This window comes from Coleofasciculus sp. FACHB-1120 (assembly GCF_014698845.1).
Taxonomy (GTDB): domain Bacteria; phylum Cyanobacteriota; class Cyanobacteriia; order Cyanobacteriales; family FACHB-T130; genus FACHB-T130.
Genome location: NZ_JACJTV010000012.1, coordinates 1 through 18,588, shown reverse-complemented (window position 1 = coordinate 18,588; position 18,588 = coordinate 1). Strand labels below are relative to the sequence as shown.

Genomic DNA, 18,588 nt, shown 5'->3' with positions numbered 1-18,588 from the left:
AAAGCTCTTGGTTACTTTGGAAATAAGTATGTAAGCTTTCTCGGTTTGGATACGGGGCGATCGCTTGAAGAATGGGAAATTATAAGCTCCGCGCAAGTCGGCAAAGCCGTTTCACTTTTTCTGATGCTCTACCACTGAGCTATACCTCCAATTGGAGATAATGGGATTTGAACCCACGACAACCAGAACCCTAGGTGTGTATGCTTCACTCATCTGGGCGCGGAGCAGAAAATTATAAGCGCCGTCTGCTTTTTGAGATAAAATCAGGTCGCCTAAAAGCGTAGGTCGCGCTTCCACGGCTACTGGCAGATGGCTTCAAAATTAGATACTTCTATATACTACAAATATAATACAGAATCGTCAAGAGACTGGAAAAAGTTTTTTCGCTTTCGAGACTGACGATAGAATACAAATTCCCTACCAAGTCAGAACACCTGTATGGGGATGGTTCATTTCTATCGCCGTCCGGTTGCGGTCGATTTATTTGCGGGTGCGGGTGGATTTTCTTTGGGGATTGAGCAGGCTGGGTTTGATGTAGCGGTGGCAGTTGAAGTTGACCCCGTTCACGCAGCCGTTCACGCCTTTAACTTTCCCCATACCGAGGTTTTGTGTGCAGATGCGAGAACGTTATCCGGGGAGGCGATTAGAAAAGCGTTACAGAGATGGGCATTGCACAAGGGTTGCAGTGGGGTTTCCCCAGTCGCACCCGCTTGGAATGGTGAAATCGATTTAGCAATTGGGGGACCCCCTTGCCAAGGGTTCTCTTTAATGGGCAAGCGGCGTCTCGACGATGAGCGCAACGATTTGGTGTTGCATTTCTGTCGATTAGTCATTGAACTGCAACCCCGTTACTTTCTCATGGAGAACGTACCCGGCATTGCTCAGAAAGAACACGCGATTTATCTGGAGCAACTCAAGAGTGCGTTTAAATCGGTTGAGTACCACATCACCGAACCCGTGCAGGTATTGAATGCGGCAGATTTTGGGGTACCGCAGAATCGGAAAAGGCTATTTTTATTAGGAACTCGTGCCGGGGAGGTGCCTTTGTCTTATCCTGTTGTCGCAGGTTTTGTTGCAGGTAAGGGCGTTAAGGCAACCTTCCCCGATACTTCATTCCCCGATATTTCCTTGCCAAATACTTCCTTACCAAATACTTCCTTGCCAAAGAAAAGAGGCAAGAAGAATCCTTTGATTCTTCACTCTTTATCCTTTCGAGTCACCGTAAAGGATGCGATCGCCGATCTCCCCAACCTCGATGATTTTCCCGAACTCCTGACAACCGATGAAGTCTTGCTACAGCAGCGACAACTAGAGCAGATGGAGACATTAGCCAGCATCTATGCACAGCACTTAATGGGGATTGCACCCGAACCGAATAATTTCGCCTATCCCCGGCTAGTCAATCCTCATCTGTTGACTAGCTCTCTGCGAACCCAACACACAGCAGCTTCGATTGAACGGTTCGAGAAAACAGTGCCCGGACAGCTAGAATCGGTGAGTCGCTTTCGACGGTTGAATTGGGATACCCTGTCTCATACCTTAAGAGCCGGTACGGGTTCTGGAGGCGGTCGTTACACTTCTCCCCGCCCGATTCATCCCGATTATCCCAGAGTGATTTCAGTCCGCGAGGCGGCGCGACTGCACTCTTTTCCTGACTGGTTCCGCTTCCACACAACAAAATGGCACGGGTTTCGACAAATCGGAAACGCCGTGCCGCCAAAACTGGCAAGAGCCGTAGGCTATCAAGTGATTGCCGCCCTAGGGATCAGACCACCCATGCCACAACAGCCGATAAATTTGGGTGATATCAAGCTAGTGAGGTTTAACCCGTGGGACGCGGCTCACTATTGGATAAGCGTCAATCGTCAGGGTTGATTGCAACCCTCTACTGAGAACTGACGACTGACCAATCGCTAAATCTACTTTTGTACCTGACTCTTTGTTGCAGAGACAGGATTGTATCCCGGTGCGCCTGGAGGATTTTGGGATTCAGCAGCCCCTTCTGTAGGACCGGCGATCGCTTTCCATGCCGGAAAACCGCCTTTGAGTTCAGCCACGGACTGGAATCCAGCCGAGCGAAGTTCGGAAGCTGCGCGAGAGGTTTCGGTGTCGCTGTCGCCATAGACGTAGATATCGCGAGCGGGGCGAAGGCTAGTTTTCGCACGCTCTACTAATTCATCCATCGGCATGGACATGGCTCCCATGATGTGACCTTCATTGAAGGCACCGCGATCGCGCACATCGAGAATTGTTAAAGCTGGTTCGCCCCATTCCAGACGGGATTTCAAGTCATTCACGCTGGACTGCGCTTTCATTCCCGGTGGGGTGGGAGTAATGTCTGGAAGGGCATCTTTTGCCTTAGAAATGGTGTCTTGAACCTTGCCGCTAGCGCTTTCAACGCTGCTTACGGCTTTGTCTTTAGCGCCTTCAATGTTGTTTTGAATGTCACTCATAAAAAAACTCTAAGTAATTGATCTGTTCTTAGGAAATTTAATCAAAAATTGATATTTAACTTCTCCTTCTCCAGAAAGAACATTTAAATGATCCTTCTTTAGGCAGAGTAAAGTGTTAGAATTCCTATCCCAATCGACAAATATTTTCGGCAAAATTCCTGCAAATAAACAGCGACTCTCGCCTAACTTAAACTGGATCTCATGGTGTCTAGTATTCAAACTCTACCGACAGAGGTAGTCAATCTAATTGCCGCTGGAGAGGTTATTGACTCTTTGGCTGCTGTAGTGCGGGAATTAGCGGAAAACGCCCTTGACGCCGGTGCAACCCGCATCAGCATCTCCCTATCGCCACAACAGTGGCGGGTGCGAGTCGCAGATAATGGCTGTGGTATGGACTTGGTAGACCTGAAAGAAGCTGCAACTGCCCACAGCACTAGCAAAATCCGCGACTTGGAAGACTTGTGGAAAATTAGCAGTCTGGGATTTCGGGGAGAGGCGTTGCACAGTTTGGCAGCTTTAGCAGAATTAGAGATTTTTAGTCGTTCTGCGGGAAGTTGTGAGGGTTGGAGAGTGGTTTATAACTCTGTCGGGGAATCCGTGCAGGTAGAAACTGTAGCGATCGCGCCCGGTACTGTTGTCACCGTCTCTAATCTGTTTGGCAATTGGTTGGCGCGGCGTCAGGGAATGCCTTCCGTCGCTCAACAACTCAGAGCAGTGCAAGCCACAATTCAGCAAATCGCCCTTTGTCATCCTCATGTCACCTGGCAGGTTCAGCAAAATGACCGCCAATGGTTCACCATTAGTCCTGGGAAGACAGCGCAACAGATTTTGCCTCAAATTCTCCGGGAAATCCGACCGAGTGATTTGCAGCATCTGACAGTGGAAGTGCCAACATTCCCAGAAAAAATCCCAGAAAAAACAGGAACAGACACGCCGGGAAGCGGCGGAGAATCCAACTCCACTCTAAACTCAACCCTGACAGTGGTACTCGGCTTGCCAGATAGATGCCATCGCCGCCGTCCCGATTGGGTACGAGTGGCGATGAATGGACGGCACGTAAAGTCGCCGGAACTGGAGCAAACGATTTTAGGGGCTTTAATGCGAACTCTCCCGCGCGATCGCTATCCGATCTGTTTTCTGCATCTTTTCATCTGTGCCAGTCAAATAGACTGGAACCGCCATCCCGCCAAAGCCGAAATTTACTTAAACCAGCTCAATTACTGGCAAGAACAGGTAACATCAGCGATTGAGCAAGCCTTGCGTCTGAATGTGGGGACAATTCTGGAAAAAACCCCAGAGCGAGTTAGCCGCCTGATCAAAGCAGCGGAAGCGAAAAGTGCCTACAGCGTCAATCGTTCCCTTCAATCGCAGCCAACGGATACTCAGGCAAAGAAAACGGATGAGATCGGATTGATGGAACTCCGAGCCGTTGCCCAAGTTCACAACACCTACATTGTGGCAGAGCATCCGGCTGGGGTGTGGTTGGTGGAGCAGCACATTGCCCACGAACGGGTTTTGTACGAGCAGTTGTGCCAAGCTTGGCAACTCGTCCCCCTAGAACCCCCCGTCATCTTGAATCATCTTTCTCCTGCTCAGATCCAGCAACTCGAACAGATCAACCTAGATATAGAACCTTTTGGCGAACAACTCTGGGCGATTCGCACGGCACCCGCACCCTTACGAGAACGAGAAGATTGTGCAGACGCCCTAGTGGAACTCAGCTTGGGTGGAGATTTGCAAACCGCTCAAGTAGCGATCGCCTGCCGCACCGCTATCCGCAACGGGACTCCTCTGGGATTACTCCAGATGCAAACTCTCTTAGAGCAATGGCAGCGAACTCGTCATCCTCGCACTTGTCCCCACGGTCGGCCAATTTATTTGTCCCTCGAAGAATCATCGCTTTCACGTTTCTTCCGCCGTCATTGGGTAATTGGCAAAAGTCATGGGATCTAGAAATAATTCAGTAGAGACACGGCTTTGGCGTGTCTCTACTGAATTATTAAGAATCAGCAGGAATCTTTTGTTTTTGTTTCCTCCCTCCTTTCTTGATATTGTGTTCGTACCAATTCATCAAAGGAGTAGCACTAATCCCATGCAAAAATACAGAAATCACGATAACGATGTAAGTAATCCAGGCAATTTGTTCGCCCCCAGTATCTTTTAAACCTTCGCCAAATGCATAGGAAAGGTAATATAAAGAACCAACGCCACGAATGCCAAACCAGCCAAACAAAAAGCGGGTTTCAGAGGGATAGCGACGACCAAGCAGGCTAATCCAAACTCCCAAAGGTCGAATCAAGAAAATCAACAAGACTGCTACCAAGAGACCCTGACCACCAAATTGGCGAATCGGCTCATACCGCAATAGCGTTCCTAAGAGCAAAATTGTTGCGACTTCCAGTAGTTTCTCAATTTGTTCGGTGAATTCAAATTGAGAAATTTTCTTTTCTGGATCGTTGTAACTCCGCTGAACGACGACTCCAGCGACAAAAACTGCCAAAAAGCCGTAGCCGTTGACAATTTCTGTCAAAGCATAGGTAATTAAAATTGTACTAAGAGCAACAAAATCCTCCATCAATTCATCGACCTGTCGGAAACGTTGCAGTTGCTGGTCAACCAAAACAACCATTTTTGCCGCGATAATTCCCATGACAATGCCAGCTGCGATCGCCCAAAGTAAATCAACCGCCACCCATTGTTTAAACCAGTTGTCCCAGTTGCTATCTTTTAAGGCATGAATCCCGAAATAAACAAACGGAAAAGCGAGCGCATCGTTTAAACCGCCTTCCGAAGTTAAACCAAAGCGCAGCTCATCTTTATCTTGTAAATCTCCCATCTGCACTTCTGAAGCCAAGACGGGATCGGTTGGGGCGAGAATTGCACCCAGTAAAATCGCTGGTCCCCAATCCATTTTTAAAAGCCAATGACCGACGGCAGCGATCGCAAAAATTGAAATTGGCATCAGAAATCCAATCAACCGCACCGTTGTGTTCCACGATCTTAATGTGAGTGGGCGATTCATCTTTAGACCGCAGCTAAAGACGGAGACAATCACCACAAATTCCGTTAGTCGTTCCAGAAACTCAGCATCTGGTCGTACCTGCACTAACTTAAGCCCGTATTGCCCCAAACAGATACCCACGAGCAGGTAAATAATGGCATACGAGAGAGGTAATCTTTTAATCCAGCCCGATCCCAAAGTAACCATCAGCAGGAGTAGACCAATCACCAGCAGGTCAAGAATATAAATAGATACAGGAGGGAATAGGACTTGGAGCATGACTTAGCGATCGCATAGTTGAAAACAGTACCCTCTGAACTCTACTGACTTGCCGAAAACCCCAAATCATCACCGGGCTAGATTTTAGACAAAATGCGAGCGATCCACTTTTACCACTGAAGGCTGAGGATGACACTTTTTGAAGTCCTCTAAACGCTGATGTCAAATTATCCTCTCGTGGAAGGTTTTTGCTTTAGATTACAGCGATCGCATCGCTGCCTCTGCTAGCTTAGTTTTGCGATTGATAAATAAAAGGAGAAAAGCACGCCATGACACTGCCTGATGGACCGCAGACACCGCAATTCCTGCAACTACTCCAATGGATTTCCCAGCCCGTGCAGTACCTAGAAACGTCTGTGAAAGCTTATGGTGACTGCTTCACAGCCCGCTGGGGTGGCTTTCCCCCGTATGTACTCATCTCTCACCCGCAAGGAATTCAGGAGCTGTTAACGACAGATCCTAGACAGTTTAACAGCGGTAGTGGGAATAAGATTTTACAACCTTTTCTGGGCGACCAATCTCTGATACTACTGGATGGCGAGCGCCACCAGCGCCAGCGACAGCTACTGACTCCCCCCTTTCACGGGGAACGAATGCGAGCTTACGGCAAGTTGATTTGTGACATTACCGAAGAAGTCATGAGTCGCCTGACGATTGGCAAACCCTTCCCAGTCCGGGCTACCATGCAAGAAATTTCTCTGGAAACCATCTTAGCGGCTGTCTTTGGCATTAATGAGGGTCAGCGTTTCCAGCAACTCAAGGAACTCCTCACTTCGATGCTGGATGCTGTGAGTTCTCCTCTTTCGTCCGCCGTCCTCTTTTTTCCATCACTCCAACGAGATTTTGGTTCTTGGAGTCCTTGGGGAATTTTTCTTCGCCAACGACAGCAAATTGACCAACTCATTTACGCCGAGATTCAGCAACGCCGGGAGAAATTCGATCCGGATCGCACAGATATCCTGACGCTGCTGATGTCTGCGCGGGATGCGGACGGACAACCGATGACGGATGAGGAATTGCGCGATGAATTAATGACTCTCCTGTTCGCGGGTCACGAAACCACGGCTTCTGCGATCGCCTGGGCGTTGTATTGGATACACCATCAACCAGAGGTACATGACAAGCTTCTCCAGGAGCTGGATAGTGTTGGGGATGTTTCAGATGTCAGCGCCATTTCTAAACTGCCCTATCTAAACGCTGTTTGCTCGGAGACGTTGCGAATTTACCCAGTGGCGATATTTACTTTTGGTCGAATTACGCGATCGCCAGTGCAGCTGATGGACTATCAATTTGATGCCGGTACAGTGCTTGCTGCCTGTATTTATCTAGTTCATCACCGGGAGGATATTTACCCGCAAGCAAATTGTTTCAAACCTGAGCGCTTTTTAGAACGGCAATTTTCTCCCTATGAATATTTGCCCTTTGGTGGTAGCAATCGTCGTTGTATCGGCATGGCATTTGCCTTGTTTGAAATGAAGTTGGTACTGGCGAAGATGTTCTCGTGTTATCAACTGGCTCTCACGGATAAACGTCCCGTTAAACCTGTCCGTCGTGGCGTTACCTTAGCCCCCCCGGCAACGATGCGGATGCTTATAACCAGTCAGCGTTCCCAGAATACTCAATCATATCAGCCCCTGTCTACTTCTGCATAAATGACTGCTAGCTCAATAGCTATGCGTCTTAACTTTTCGCGAAACCTGTTAGGATTGGCAAGAAAAGCTCAGAAAATTAACAGTTACTACTGAAGATATGCCAAAAGAGTCTATACCCGGCAAAAATCGCTCGTGAAAATCTCTGGCGAATCTACTCAGCCCTCGCTTTTATCATTCCCTTTTGTCTTCCTCCCTATTGTTCTGGGAGACGGTCATGGGCTTAAAGCACACGAATTTTGGGTGGTGCCAAATCTTTTTTTCTCATTTCCTCTTCCACTCCTCAACATGGGTAGAAAAAGCCAATCCTACCGCTTTCAGCACTTTTTAAAGTCAGGACAAATTTTAGAGGCGATCGCTACCCAGATAGCGATCGCCTCTGGTTTTAAATCGAGAAAACCGCAGATATTGTGTAGATATTGTAAAGATAGTGAGGTGAATGCTCAATTTCTATGTGTTTTTAGCTAAATCTTAGTCAGAACCGGAACTTTTAGGTATTTTCTTCATTCTCAGCCTTATTCAAAGCAGAGTATCTTTAGTTAAGAAGTAATCTAGGGCAAGGTAATGGTAATACTTAATGTTATTCTAATTTGTGCAGCTTTAGGTATTAGTATTTGGTTCCTTTTAAATTATGGAAATGAATTATTTAAAGCACTGAGTGTCTTAATTTCCGGATTAGAATCTATATTAATGGTGATTATCGTCGTTCTTTTTAAAACTGCAAAATCCCTAATCATTGGAGGACTCATTGCTTTAGTCTGTGCTGGAATATTTAAAATAGCGGGTGCCCACATAAGCCTATTGAAAACTGCTGCGATAACAGTAGGAATTATAGCCTTCGCTTTTCTCATGCTGAAAACTTTTGTGGAAGAGTGGGGTAACTTTTACTGGAGTATCCGTAATGTGATTCGCAACAAATATCGTTAAGGGTAAAAACATCTAGTTTCTAAACAGAGCAAACTAAGCTAAGATTTTGAAGATTATCATCTTCCAATTTTTTCTATGAGAATTGCCCAAATTGCACCGTTGTGGGAACGAGTGCCACCTTTTCGTTACGGTGGGATTGAACTAATTGTCAGTTTACTGACTGATGAATTAGTTCGGCGCGGTCATCAAGTAACATTATTCGCCTCTGGGGACTCGATTACAAAAGCTCAGCTAAAGTCGGTACATAAGCAGGCGCTGCGCTTAGATCCAAAGATTAAAGAGCCTGGAGTTTATGAGCTAATGATGCTTTCGCAAGTTTATCAACAGGCGCATCACTTTGATATTATTCACTCCCACGTCGGCTATGCTGCTCTGCCTTATACCCCTTTTGTGAAGACCCCAACCGTACACACCACACACGGTATTTTCACGCCAGATAATGAGAAAATATTCCGGCAATTTGCTTGGGAGCCTTATATCAGTATCAGTGAAGCTCAGAGAGAACCCCGACTTGGTTTAAATTACATCCATACGGTCTACAACGGCATTGACCCAGCAGTATATCCCTTCCAGGAAAAAGCAATTGAACCGCCCTATCTAGCCTTTGTGGGGCGTATTTCCCCAGAAAAAGGTCCGGAAGGAGCGATACAAATTGCTCGGGCCAGCGGCTATCCTTTGAAAATGGCAGGTAAGGTTGACCCGGTAGACAAAGTTTATTTTCAAGAACAGATAAAACCGCTGATTGATGGCGAACAAATCCAGTATCTAGGTGAAGTTTCTCACGAAGAAAAAGCGCAGTTACTAGGAGAGGCAACCGTGACGCTGTTCCCGATTACCTGGCGCGAACCATTTGGCTTGGTAATGATTGAATCGATGGCAACGGGGACGCCAGTGATTGGAATGGCGATGGGTTCGGTGCCAGAAGTCATCGCGCATGGCAAGAGTGGATTTGTTTGCCATTCTCTACAAGAAATGATTGACGCAATCCCACAGGCAATGACCTTAAACCGCCAGACGTGCCGAGACTACGTTTTAAGTCGTTTTAGCATCAAGACGATGGTGGATGAGTATGAACGAGCTTATCAAATGACATTGGTGGGGAATCCGGAAGGAGGAAAAAACTAGGGAATTACTAATTTTTGGCATAAGTTTTTTCCTTGAATTTGATTAATTCTAGGGGATCTAAACCAGAGGGTGTCATCAATTCTTTTGCTAATAAATACCCGGCACAAGTCCAGGTTTGATGCCTTCTGGCTTCTCTGCCAATTAAGTGACCGCTTTTCCCGTCATAATATTCAGGCCACTCTTCTTTTTGCAAACGTTTTCCAGCTTTTTCAATTGCTGCTTTTGCAAACTGCATATATTCTTCTTCTTTTGCATCTTGACCCAATTTTCGAGCGGCGGCTGCCCACATCCACATCAAAACAGGCCAACTGCCCCCATTGTGATACGACCAAGGGCTATTTTTAGGATCGCAACCCGTCAAAATTCTCCAATCTTCGTCTTCTATGGCTGGATAACAGATTTTGAACGGCATTTGTCCAAGTAGCTCTTTATGCCGTCTTTCGATGAGATTCATGATTTTCTCGGACTGATCGTTGGTCACTAAAGAACAAACAATCGCCATCAAGTTACCCACCGAAAAGAATCGGAAATCCATCTGTGATGGGCCAATATTTCCGACTAAATAACCCCCGTCTTCTGGTAGCCACTCGTCTAAATTTGCATAAGGAATGGATGCGGCATAGATATTATATTTGTTGATAGCGGTTGCGCCATATTCTTCAACATTGTACTGATAGGTCTGATTTAGGCGATCCATATCCATCCAATACTCAGTCCGAATATGGTTCGCTAGAGAACCCAATCGTTTCTGTATTGCTGAGAGAATATCTTTATTGTTGTGATTTTTGCGATCGAGTAGCTCATCAGCAGCACGCAAGGCAGCGTAGAAGAGAACTTGGATTTCTAGAGGGTATCCATAGATGCCCATCCGACGGTCAATCATACAAGCTCCATCAGGCACTAAAAGCGTGGGTTCTCGATCGAAGCGATCGCTAAAACAAAGTTCCAGAATTAACCTGATCCCTTCTTGGAAGTCGGCTTGATGGACTAAAGCGGTGTTTCCTGTCGCTTTCCAATAAGCCCTCAACAGGATAATCCACCAAAGGCTGGAATCAACCGGCGTGACTCTAGCGATCGCGTGCTGACCAAAATCGGGTTCTAGGTGTTCTTTTCCTTTCTTATTCTTAAGAATTTTGAAGCTGGCTGGCATTAAAACTCGACCCGTATTCAAAAAAGTTTCGGATCTTTCTTGCTGGTGGAGTTCTAAGGTTACTTCTAGAAAATTTTTGACAATTTCCTTGCCGTTGATTGCTACCTCTTTTTTGCCATTTTGAATAGTAAATTCACCTTTCACTAAAAATAAAAGTGCTACCGGAACAAAATCGCGAATAAAAACTTGGTCATAATTCAGCGGATCTTTATTAGCTTTTTTGGGAATATTTATTTCATTTTTATCTCTGATATAAGTATGAGCAGCTGGAGTTCCAACCAGCCGTCCTTTATAAGAGATAAGCGACTCCACCAGTATTTGTAATGCTTCTATTTCCAGCGCCTCTACTCCCATCAGATGCAAACTCCTTAATTTTCAGAGCAACCTATTATACGAGATGCTGCTTCATCACAGACACTTTAAAGCCAAGAAATTGGGCAACATAATCCTTTAAGTAGAGCGTACTATAGAATGCAGGGTGTAGTGTATTATCGAATTTCCTTTTAACACCGTCATTCCCGCCAAGGGTATGATTGACCAGGTTAAGCGAAGAAAAAATCCGTCCGTAGCAGGAGAGCTGGAAAAAAATTGGAAATTTTGTTCTCTGCGAACGATAGAGCGGATCGTTGATTAGATTTGTAGAAGTATCAATAAGGTCACATTTGGCGGAACCTCGATCCCCTACTGAATATCAGTAGCGATGCGATGGGTAAGATTTTAAATTAGATTGTGTGAACCCCATCCAAGTCTCACAAAGACCCTGTACTCTTGAGCAGAAACTTGATTCATGGCACCGGATATTCTTGAACTGGACGGAAAAACCTTTGTTCCCGCACAAGAGCTGCCCATTCCAGAGTGGCCTTGCGTTCTTGGCGATCGCCCCCAACCGACTCTCACGATTAAAGACAATGACCTGTTTTTAGTCACTGATACCCTAGGCAACATTGCCGGGTGTTTAGGCGATGACATGAATAGCAGTATGGGGCTGTTCTGCGCCGATACGCGGTTTCTCAGTCGCCTGGAACTGCAAATTAACGGACGCCCCCCCGTCTTGCTCAGTAGCACCTCTGACAAAGGATTTGCCCTTTCAGTTCTGTGTACCAATCCCAGCATGGACGGAGGAGCGCGATTAGAAGGAGGGGATAAATTAGAGCCAAATGAGCAAATTGACGGCGGGGCAATTTTTGACTTTGCTCCCTTGAGAGCCGACACCATTGGAATTAACCGGGAAATTGTCCTAAATGGAGCGCTCTTTGAAGAATTAACCGTTTCCAACTACAGCACCAGTTCTATCCGCTTTCAACTGAGTCTCAGCTTTGATGCGGATTTTGTGGACTTATTTGTAGTCCGGGGATATGGTCGAAAACACAAGGGGCAGCTGTTACGAGCCGTGCCTAAAACTCAAGCCGCAGAACCCGAAAAGCAAGAAATGACGCTTGCTTATCAAGGGTTGGATGGCTCTGTAATGGAATCTCACATCGAGTTTATTCATCGTCAGCCAGACACTCTCAGCGGTTATACGGCGGTTTGGCAGCTAGAGATGGATTCCCACGAAACCCAAAAACTGGGCTATCGGCTGCAAATGCGTACCAATAACCGTCCCACGTCTAGGGTATCTGCCCCAATCACGCTAGTACAGGCTAGAGCCGCAGAGTTATCGGAGCAGCAAGAGTGGCGTCAACACGTAACCGGGATTCGCTCAGACAAAAACACGTTTAATCGAGTCATTGAGCGAGCCGAGCAGGATACTTATTTACTGCGCCAGTCTTTCGGCAAAGGGAAGGTACTCTCCGCTGGAGTGCCTTGGTTTTCGACGTTGTTTGGGCGCGACTCGATTATCGCGGCGTCGCAAACGCTGATGCTCGATCCGACAATTGCCCGCGAAACCCTAACGATCTTGGCTGAATACCAAGGGAAAACGGATAATGAGTGGCGCGATGAGCAGCCTGGGAAGATTTTGCACGAGCTGCGTTTGGGTGAAATGGCGCGTTGTGAAGAAATTCCCCATACGCCGTATTACGGCACCGTCGATGCGACACCGCTGTGGTTAATGCTGTACGCGGAACACTTTGCCTGGACAGCAGATCGGGAAACCCTGGAGCTATTGTGGCCGAATGCTTTGGCAGCAATGGATTGGATTGACCGCAACTCAAAGGAAACGGGTTATCTCATCTACCAACGTCAATCGAAGCGGGGTCTGGCGAATCAGGGGTGGAAAGACTCTGGCGACTGTATTGTGAATCGGAAAGGGCAGATGGCGATGGGCGCGATCGCTCTTTGTGAAGTTCAAGCTTATGTTTATGCTGCTAAAATCCGTCTGGCAGAAATTGCCCGAATGAAGAAGCGCCTTGATTTAGCGGACAGGTGGCAAGATGAGGCGAGAGATTTGAAGAATCGCTTTAATCGAGATTTTTGGATAGCAGCGGAAGACTTTTGTGCCTTGGCTTTGGATGGCGATGGCAATCAGGTTGATAGTATTACTTCTAACCCCGGTCACTGTCTGTATTTGGACATCCTGACGCCAGAAAAAGCTTATAGCGTCGCGGAACGGTTACGGGCACCGGATATGTTCAACGGCTGGGGGATTCGCACCCTCAGTAGTTTGTCTCCGGCTTATAATCCGATGGGCTATCATGTCGGTTCTGTATGGCCTCACGACAATGCAATGATTGCGATGGGAGTGCGATCGCTCGGTCTAATCGATCAAGCGCTGGAACTTGCCAAAGCTTTAATTGATATGACTTTACAGCAACCCTATCAACGACCGCCAGAACTTTTCTGCGGCTACGAACGCACAGAAGATAACACCACGGTCAAATATCCCGTCGCTTGTTCTCCTCAAGCTTGGGCAACTGGCAGTATCTTCCAGTTGCTGCAAATGATGGTAAATTTGGTGCCCGATGCTCCCAATAACTGCTTGCGGATTATTCACCCCGCTTTACCAGAATCGATTAATCGTCTAGCGCTACAGAACTTGAGAGTCGGGCAGACTTTGCTGGATTTAGAATTTGAGCGTTCCGGCAATACCACTGCCTGTCGGGTTGCCAAAAAACGCGGCAATTTACGGATTGTGATTGAAGCTTAATAGAGCTGGGTGGGGAATGCCCACCCAGCTCTATTAAGCTAATTACCAGTCTTTAATAAACCTTGCTAATTTTTCGAGTAAATTATCCGATTTTACTTTTGAAATGCTGCTACTTCATGCTTCCTCAGACGTTTCCCCATTGATACCGGGAGAAGATTTGTAGAGGGCGTCCAATTGTTCGCGGGCGTCTTCTACGGTCATGGAACGCATCACCAGAAGCGGTTCATTAATCGGGTTTCCCGCATCATCTAATAGTTCCGGGTGCGGGATCGAGCCATAAGGAGAGCGAGAATTTCTAAATTGGGACTGCATCCCTGGCGGGTAGCGCCGTTGAGAATCCATACTACTGATGGTTAACAAGTTGCGGAGCATATTTCCAATGGCAAGAAACGCCAGAACAGTAAAGGCAATTAGATAAAGCAGATGTAACATACAATTTTCCTCCAAGCCGCACACAGTCTAATGGGATGTTCGTCAATAGGGGCTTTCGCATTCGTGGCGAAACGGTAATGCTTGCCCCCAGATTTTCCGTAAAAATGTTTCGCCCTTAGATTTACTTGTTCGTGGAAGTGGATTGCTCAGCGTGGAAGCGCATCGACACCTGCCAACACTCAGTAACCAACTGGTGCCACGGCATCAGAACTGACGTTTCAATGCCAACTTGGGCATCAGTCGCTTGGAAGAGCATCTGAGCCGTGCTGACTTCAGCATGAGCAAGCTTGACTCGATCCAGCAAGTCGGATTGCTGTTGGGCACTTAAAAAAGTAATTTCTTCAGTTTCTAATAGAGCGCGCGATCGCGCAAACCAATACTGAAAATCTTCTAAGAGCGGTTGTAATACCGTTTTCAGCAATTCATTTTCAGGCAAGTTGGAAGGAGCCATGAATCAAAAACCGAATACTATCTAATTTAATCTTAACGTAGTTTACAATTCGTAATAATATTTTTAGATTCTCTTAAACAGCAACCGCATCGCCAGGTAAAAACAACCTCGGTATGATAGAGGCAGTAGCACTCGATTAATTGCCCGTTTCTTCGTCCTTATGGAACCGCCGATGAGCGTCTCAGAATCTCCAGCGTCTCAAGAACAGCCAGAAAAAATGTATTTGCCCCGTCCCAGCGAATCTGAATCGTTGAAGAAAATCCGTCACACCGCTTCCCACGTTATGGCAATGGCGGTGCAAAAGCTGTTTCCCAAAGCGCAGGTGACTATCGGCCCTTGGATTGAGAACGGCTTTTACTATGACTTTGATAATCCAGAGCCATTTACCGAAAAGGATTTGAAGGCCATCCAGAAAGAGATGGTCAAAATCATCAATCGGAAATTGCCGGTGATTCGGGAAGAAGTCAGCCGCCAGGAAGCTGAAGGTCGGATCAAGGCAATTAATGAGCCTTACAAGCTAGAAATATTAGAAGACATTGAGGAACCAATTACCATCTACCACTTGGGGGATCAATGGTGGGATTTGTGTGCAGGCCCTCATTTGGAAAATACCAGTGAGTTAAATCCGAAGGCAATTGAACTCGAAAGCGTTGCCGGTGCTTATTGGCGCGGCGATGAAACGAAAGCTCAACTCCAGCGCATTTATGCCACGGCTTGGGAGACCCCAGAACAGCTGGCTGAATATAAGCGCCGCAAGGAAGAAGCGCTGCGCCGCGATCACCGCAAACTCGGTAAAGAACTGGGACTCTTTATTTTCTCAGATCCGGTGGGACCGGGATTACCTCTGTGGACGCCGAAGGGAACGGTGTTGCGGACTGTTCTGGAAGACTTCCTGAAGCAGGAACAGATGAAACGGGGATACCAGCAGGTGGTGACGCCTCACATTGCCAGAGTCGATTTATTCAAAACTTCCGGACACTGGCAGAAATACCAAGAGGATATGTTTCCGCTGATGGCGGAAGATGAGCAGGCGGCGGCGTTGGAACAGGGATTCGTCCTGAAGCCGATGAATTGCCCCTTCCATATCCAAATCTATAAGAGCGAGTTGCGTTCTTATCGGGAACTACCGATGCGTTTGGCAGAATTTGGCACCGTCTACCGTTACGAGCAATCTGGGGAATTGGGCGGCTTAACGCGGGTGCGCGGTTTCACGGTGGATGATTCCCACTTATTCGTGACGCCAGAACAGCTAGACAGCGAATTCCTGAAAGTGGTGGATTTGATTCTGTCGGTGTTCAAGAGTCTGCAACTGAAAAACTTCAAGGCGCGGCTCAGTTTCCGCGATCCGGCTTCAGATAAGTACATTGGCTCTGATGAAGCGTGGGAGAAGTCTCAAGGTGCGATTCGCCGCGCCGTGGAAACCCTGGGGATGAACTACTTTGAAGGCATTGGCGAAGCAGCATTTTATGGCCCCAAACTGGATTTTATCTTCAGCGATGCCCTAGACCGCGAGTGGCAATTGGGTACTGTCCAGGTAGATTACAACCTGCCAGAACGGTTTGATTTGGAATATGTGGCGGAGGATGGTTCCCGGAAGCGTCCGGTAATGATTCACCGTGCCCCCTTCGGCTCTCTGGAACGGCTGATCGGGATCTTGATTGAAGAGTATACGGGGGATTTCCCCCTGTGGTTAGCACCAGTCCAAGCGCGATTGCTGACGGTGAGCGATGCCCAGTTACCTTTTGCTCAGGAAGTGGCGCAGAAGATGCGATCGCTCGGTATTCGCGTAGAAGTCGATACCAGTGGCGATCGCATGGGCAAAATGATTCGCAATGCCGAAAAGGAAAAAATCCCCGTCATGGCGGTGGTAGGAGCGAAAGAGGTGGAATCAAATAGCCTGAGTATTCGCACCCGCGCTGCTGGCGATGTGGGGGTAATTCCTGTAGAAGAAGTGTTGGAGAAGATGAAAAACGCGATCGCTAACTTCGACAATTTTTAAGAAGTTGCCAGTTCATCTAGGGTAGGGGCGCTCAAAAAGGGTGCCCTTTTTCAATTGGGTGCATCACAATAACCCGAGTTCGGGTTAAGGCAAAACTGGGATACTCCCTTGTGATGAGTGTGGTTTACCGAGCCTTCGTCCAGGTGTTTTGTCATAATTTCTGTTAAGATGAGTTTCTGCTAGTACATTCCGGTCTGTTACTAGCGCATTGGAAAAAGCTCATTTTAAGCCATCCAACTGAACTACAAATTTCCTGCTCTTAGACTGGCCCCAGGCATTTGATTTGGGATAGGGGCACCACTAGGAGCGATCGCATCCATGACATTTCGTAATCTCGGTCTTTCGACCGACCTGCTTCGTGCTGTTGCTGACTCTGGCTACACTGAGCCAACCCCCATTCAGCAGCAAGCAATTCCCGCCATCCTGAAAGGACAAGACATTTTCGCCAGCGCCCAAACTGGAACGGGCAAGACTGCTGGCTTTACCCTACCTTTACTGCAACTTCTGGGTACCAGCAACGCCAACCAGGTGCATCGCACGCCTCGCGCCCTCATCCTCACCCCAACGCGCGAACTGGCAGATCAGGTCAAAGATAGCGTCAAAACTTATGGCAAATACCTGTCGCTAAGATCCGCAGCGATCTATGGCGGCGTGGGAATTAAGCCGCAAGTTCAAACGCTGCATCGAGGAGTTGATATTGTAGTCGCTACGCCCGGTCGCTTGCTTGACCACCTTGGGCAAAAGACAGTCGATCTCTCGAAGATAGAGATACTGGTGCTGGATGAATGCGATCGCATGTTAGACATGGGCTTCATCCGCGACATCCGCAGAATTTTGGCAGTGCTACCTCCATCGCGGCAAACATTAATGTTTTCTGCCACGTTCTCTAAACCGATTCAGCAGCTTGCCAGCACCCTGCTAAAGTCTCCGACCCAGATCGAAGTGGCTCCCCGAAATACTGCTGCACAGCAGGTAGAGCAGGTGGTTCATCCGGTCGATCGCGATCGCAAGCGAGAACTGCTTTCTCATATGATTGGGTTCCACAATTGGCAACAAGTGCTAGTTTTCACCCGCACGAAACACGGAGCCAACCGTCTCGCTGAGCAACTTGCTCAAGATGGTCTGAAAAGCGCTGCCATTCATGGCAACAAAAGTCAGGCGGCTCGCACCCGTGCCCTGCAAGACTTTAAGCAAGGAAAAGTGCGGGTATTAGTCGCTACCGACGTAGCATCACGGGGTCTAGATATCGATCAGCTCCCCCATGTGGTCAATTTTGAACTCCCTAATGTACCAGAAGACTACGTGCATCGCATTGGTCGCACAGGTCGCGCTGGCAACGAGGGAAGAGCGGTTTCTCTTGTTAGCCAAGATGAATATCCATTTCTCAAAGACATCGAGCGATTGCTCAATCAAACCCTTGTTAAAGACGTGATTCCAGGCTACGAGCCAACCTCGTCAGCCAAGAGCGGGGCAGACCAACCGAAGCGTCAGCGCTCAAATCAAGGTCGTAGTAACCGCGCCAAGCCACAAACGCCATCCACACCGACTCGCAGCCCAAGCCAAAAGCCCACTGCACCAGGTCGCGCTCAGAAAAGGCTGCATACTGCTTAAGCGGCACACTTCTTAAGCGCCCTGCGATCTCCTCCTAGTGAAAGCGAAATCCCCGACTTCTCTTAGAAATCGGGGATTTTAACTGTTGACACTTGATAAGTCAAATAGGATTGTTATATATCCCTTTTCTGTCACTCTCCGAGTATTCTAAATAAAAGAATGAACAGAGAAAAACCTGAAAGGTAAGTAGGGCAATGGATGTAAAATTACAAATCCTCAAGCATTTGCCAAGAGATGCTCACCGAACAGTGACGCTCATAGATGAATATTGTGCAGAGTATAAAGACCTGTTTAAGGAAGTAAGAAATTATGAATGCTTCAAATATTTACATTTAGGGATAATGTCACCAATCAAAAGAAAATCATTACCAGAGATAGCGAAAGCTGTAAGTATAAACTCAGCTCAATCATTACATCATTTTATAG

General features: G+C 47.4%; 15 protein-coding genes and 1 pseudogene. 10 read left to right on the top strand and 6 right to left on the bottom strand.

Annotation, left to right across the window (positions count from 1 at the left end; translation table 11 throughout):
* Positions 1-111: 111 nt before the first annotated feature.
* Positions 112-297, bottom strand: coding sequence for a hypothetical protein (locus H6H02_RS13345; RefSeq protein WP_190818379.1), 186 nt, complete (start codon positions 295-297; stop codon positions 112-114).
* A 147-nt stretch (positions 298-444) separates the two neighbouring features.
* On the opposite strand from H6H02_RS13345, the gene H6H02_RS13340 reads away from it, so the two are divergent.
* Positions 445-1,875: a DNA cytosine methyltransferase gene (locus H6H02_RS13340; protein ID WP_190818586.1), complete on the top strand. Its 1,431-nt coding sequence runs from the start codon at positions 445-447 to the stop codon at positions 1,873-1,875.
* A gap of 44 nt (positions 1,876-1,919) precedes the next feature.
* On the opposite strand, the gene H6H02_RS13335 is transcribed toward H6H02_RS13340, so the two are convergent.
* Positions 1,920-2,453 (bottom strand): rhodanese-like domain-containing protein, encoded by a 534-nt coding sequence (locus H6H02_RS13335; RefSeq protein ID WP_190818377.1) that lies wholly within the window; start codon positions 2,451-2,453, stop codon positions 1,920-1,922.
* Between the two features lie 201 nt (positions 2,454-2,654).
* Between H6H02_RS13335 and mutL the strand changes: the two genes are divergently transcribed.
* Complete coding sequence (mutL, locus tag H6H02_RS13330) at positions 2,655-4,406, top strand: DNA mismatch repair endonuclease MutL (protein ID WP_190818375.1); 1,752 nt, start codon at positions 2,655-2,657, stop codon at positions 4,404-4,406.
* Between the two features lie 46 nt (positions 4,407-4,452).
* Here mutL and H6H02_RS13325 read toward each other — a convergent pair whose 3' ends face one another.
* Positions 4,453-5,733 carry a sodium:proton antiporter gene (locus H6H02_RS13325; protein WP_190818373.1) on the bottom strand — a complete coding sequence of 427 codons (1,281 nt, stop codon included), beginning with the start codon at positions 5,731-5,733 and terminating at the stop codon, positions 4,453-4,455.
* Between the two features lie 269 nt (positions 5,734-6,002).
* Between H6H02_RS13325 and H6H02_RS13320 the strand changes: the two genes are divergently transcribed.
* From H6H02_RS13320 to H6H02_RS13305, 4 genes are all read left to right on the top strand, one after another.
* Positions 6,003-7,385 carry a cytochrome P450 gene (locus tag H6H02_RS13320; RefSeq protein ID WP_190818371.1) on the top strand — a complete coding sequence of 461 codons (1,383 nt, stop codon included), beginning with the start codon at positions 6,003-6,005 and terminating at the stop codon, positions 7,383-7,385.
* Positions 7,386-7,670: 285 nt separating this feature from the next.
* On the top strand, positions 7,671-7,850 hold the full coding sequence (locus H6H02_RS13315; RefSeq protein WP_190818369.1) for a hypothetical protein: 180 nt from the start codon (positions 7,671-7,673) through the stop codon (positions 7,848-7,850).
* 96 nt (positions 7,851-7,946) lie between these two features.
* On the top strand, positions 7,947-8,309 hold the full coding sequence (locus H6H02_RS13310) for a hypothetical protein (protein ID WP_190818367.1): 363 nt from the start codon (positions 7,947-7,949) through the stop codon (positions 8,307-8,309).
* Positions 8,310-8,384: 75 nt separating this feature from the next.
* Positions 8,385-9,434: a glycosyltransferase family 4 protein gene (locus H6H02_RS13305; protein WP_190818365.1), complete on the top strand. Its 1,050-nt coding sequence runs from the start codon at positions 8,385-8,387 to the stop codon at positions 9,432-9,434.
* Positions 9,435-9,441: 7 nt separating this feature from the next.
* Here H6H02_RS13305 and H6H02_RS13300 read toward each other — a convergent pair whose 3' ends face one another.
* Positions 9,442-10,938 (bottom strand): glycoside hydrolase 100 family protein, encoded by a 1,497-nt coding sequence (locus tag H6H02_RS13300; protein WP_190818363.1) that lies wholly within the window; start codon positions 10,936-10,938, stop codon positions 9,442-9,444.
* A 433-nt stretch (positions 10,939-11,371) separates the two neighbouring features.
* Between H6H02_RS13300 and H6H02_RS13295 the strand changes: the two genes are divergently transcribed.
* On the top strand, positions 11,372-13,669 hold the full coding sequence (locus H6H02_RS13295) for an amylo-alpha-1,6-glucosidase (protein WP_190818361.1): 2,298 nt from the start codon (positions 11,372-11,374) through the stop codon (positions 13,667-13,669).
* Between the two features lie 114 nt (positions 13,670-13,783).
* Here H6H02_RS13295 and H6H02_RS13290 read toward each other — a convergent pair whose 3' ends face one another.
* Entirely contained in the window at positions 13,784-14,101 is a 318-nt protein-coding gene (locus tag H6H02_RS13290; protein ID WP_190818359.1) for a DUF2973 domain-containing protein, read from the bottom strand.
* 121 nt (positions 14,102-14,222) lie between these two features.
* Positions 14,223-14,552, bottom strand: a complete 330-nt coding sequence (locus H6H02_RS13285; RefSeq protein WP_190818357.1) for a DUF2605 domain-containing protein — start codon at positions 14,550-14,552, stop codon at positions 14,223-14,225.
* A gap of 172 nt (positions 14,553-14,724) precedes the next feature.
* Between H6H02_RS13285 and thrS the strand changes: the two genes are divergently transcribed.
* The 3 genes and pseudogenes from thrS to H6H02_RS13270 all read left to right on the top strand — a co-directional run.
* The gene (gene thrS / locus H6H02_RS13280; protein ID WP_190818355.1) at positions 14,725-16,551 is read left to right on the top strand and encodes a threonine--tRNA ligase; all 1,827 of its coding nucleotides are present in this window, start codon (positions 14,725-14,727) and stop codon (positions 16,549-16,551) included.
* A gap of 318 nt (positions 16,552-16,869) precedes the next feature.
* Positions 16,870-18,162 carry a DEAD/DEAH box helicase gene (locus tag H6H02_RS13275; protein ID WP_190818353.1) on the top strand — a complete coding sequence of 431 codons (1,293 nt, stop codon included), beginning with the start codon at positions 16,870-16,872 and terminating at the stop codon, positions 18,160-18,162.
* 194 nt (positions 18,163-18,356) lie between these two features.
* Positions 18,357-18,588 (top strand): annotated as a pseudogene (locus H6H02_RS13270) (IS701 family transposase); the annotation flags it as partial.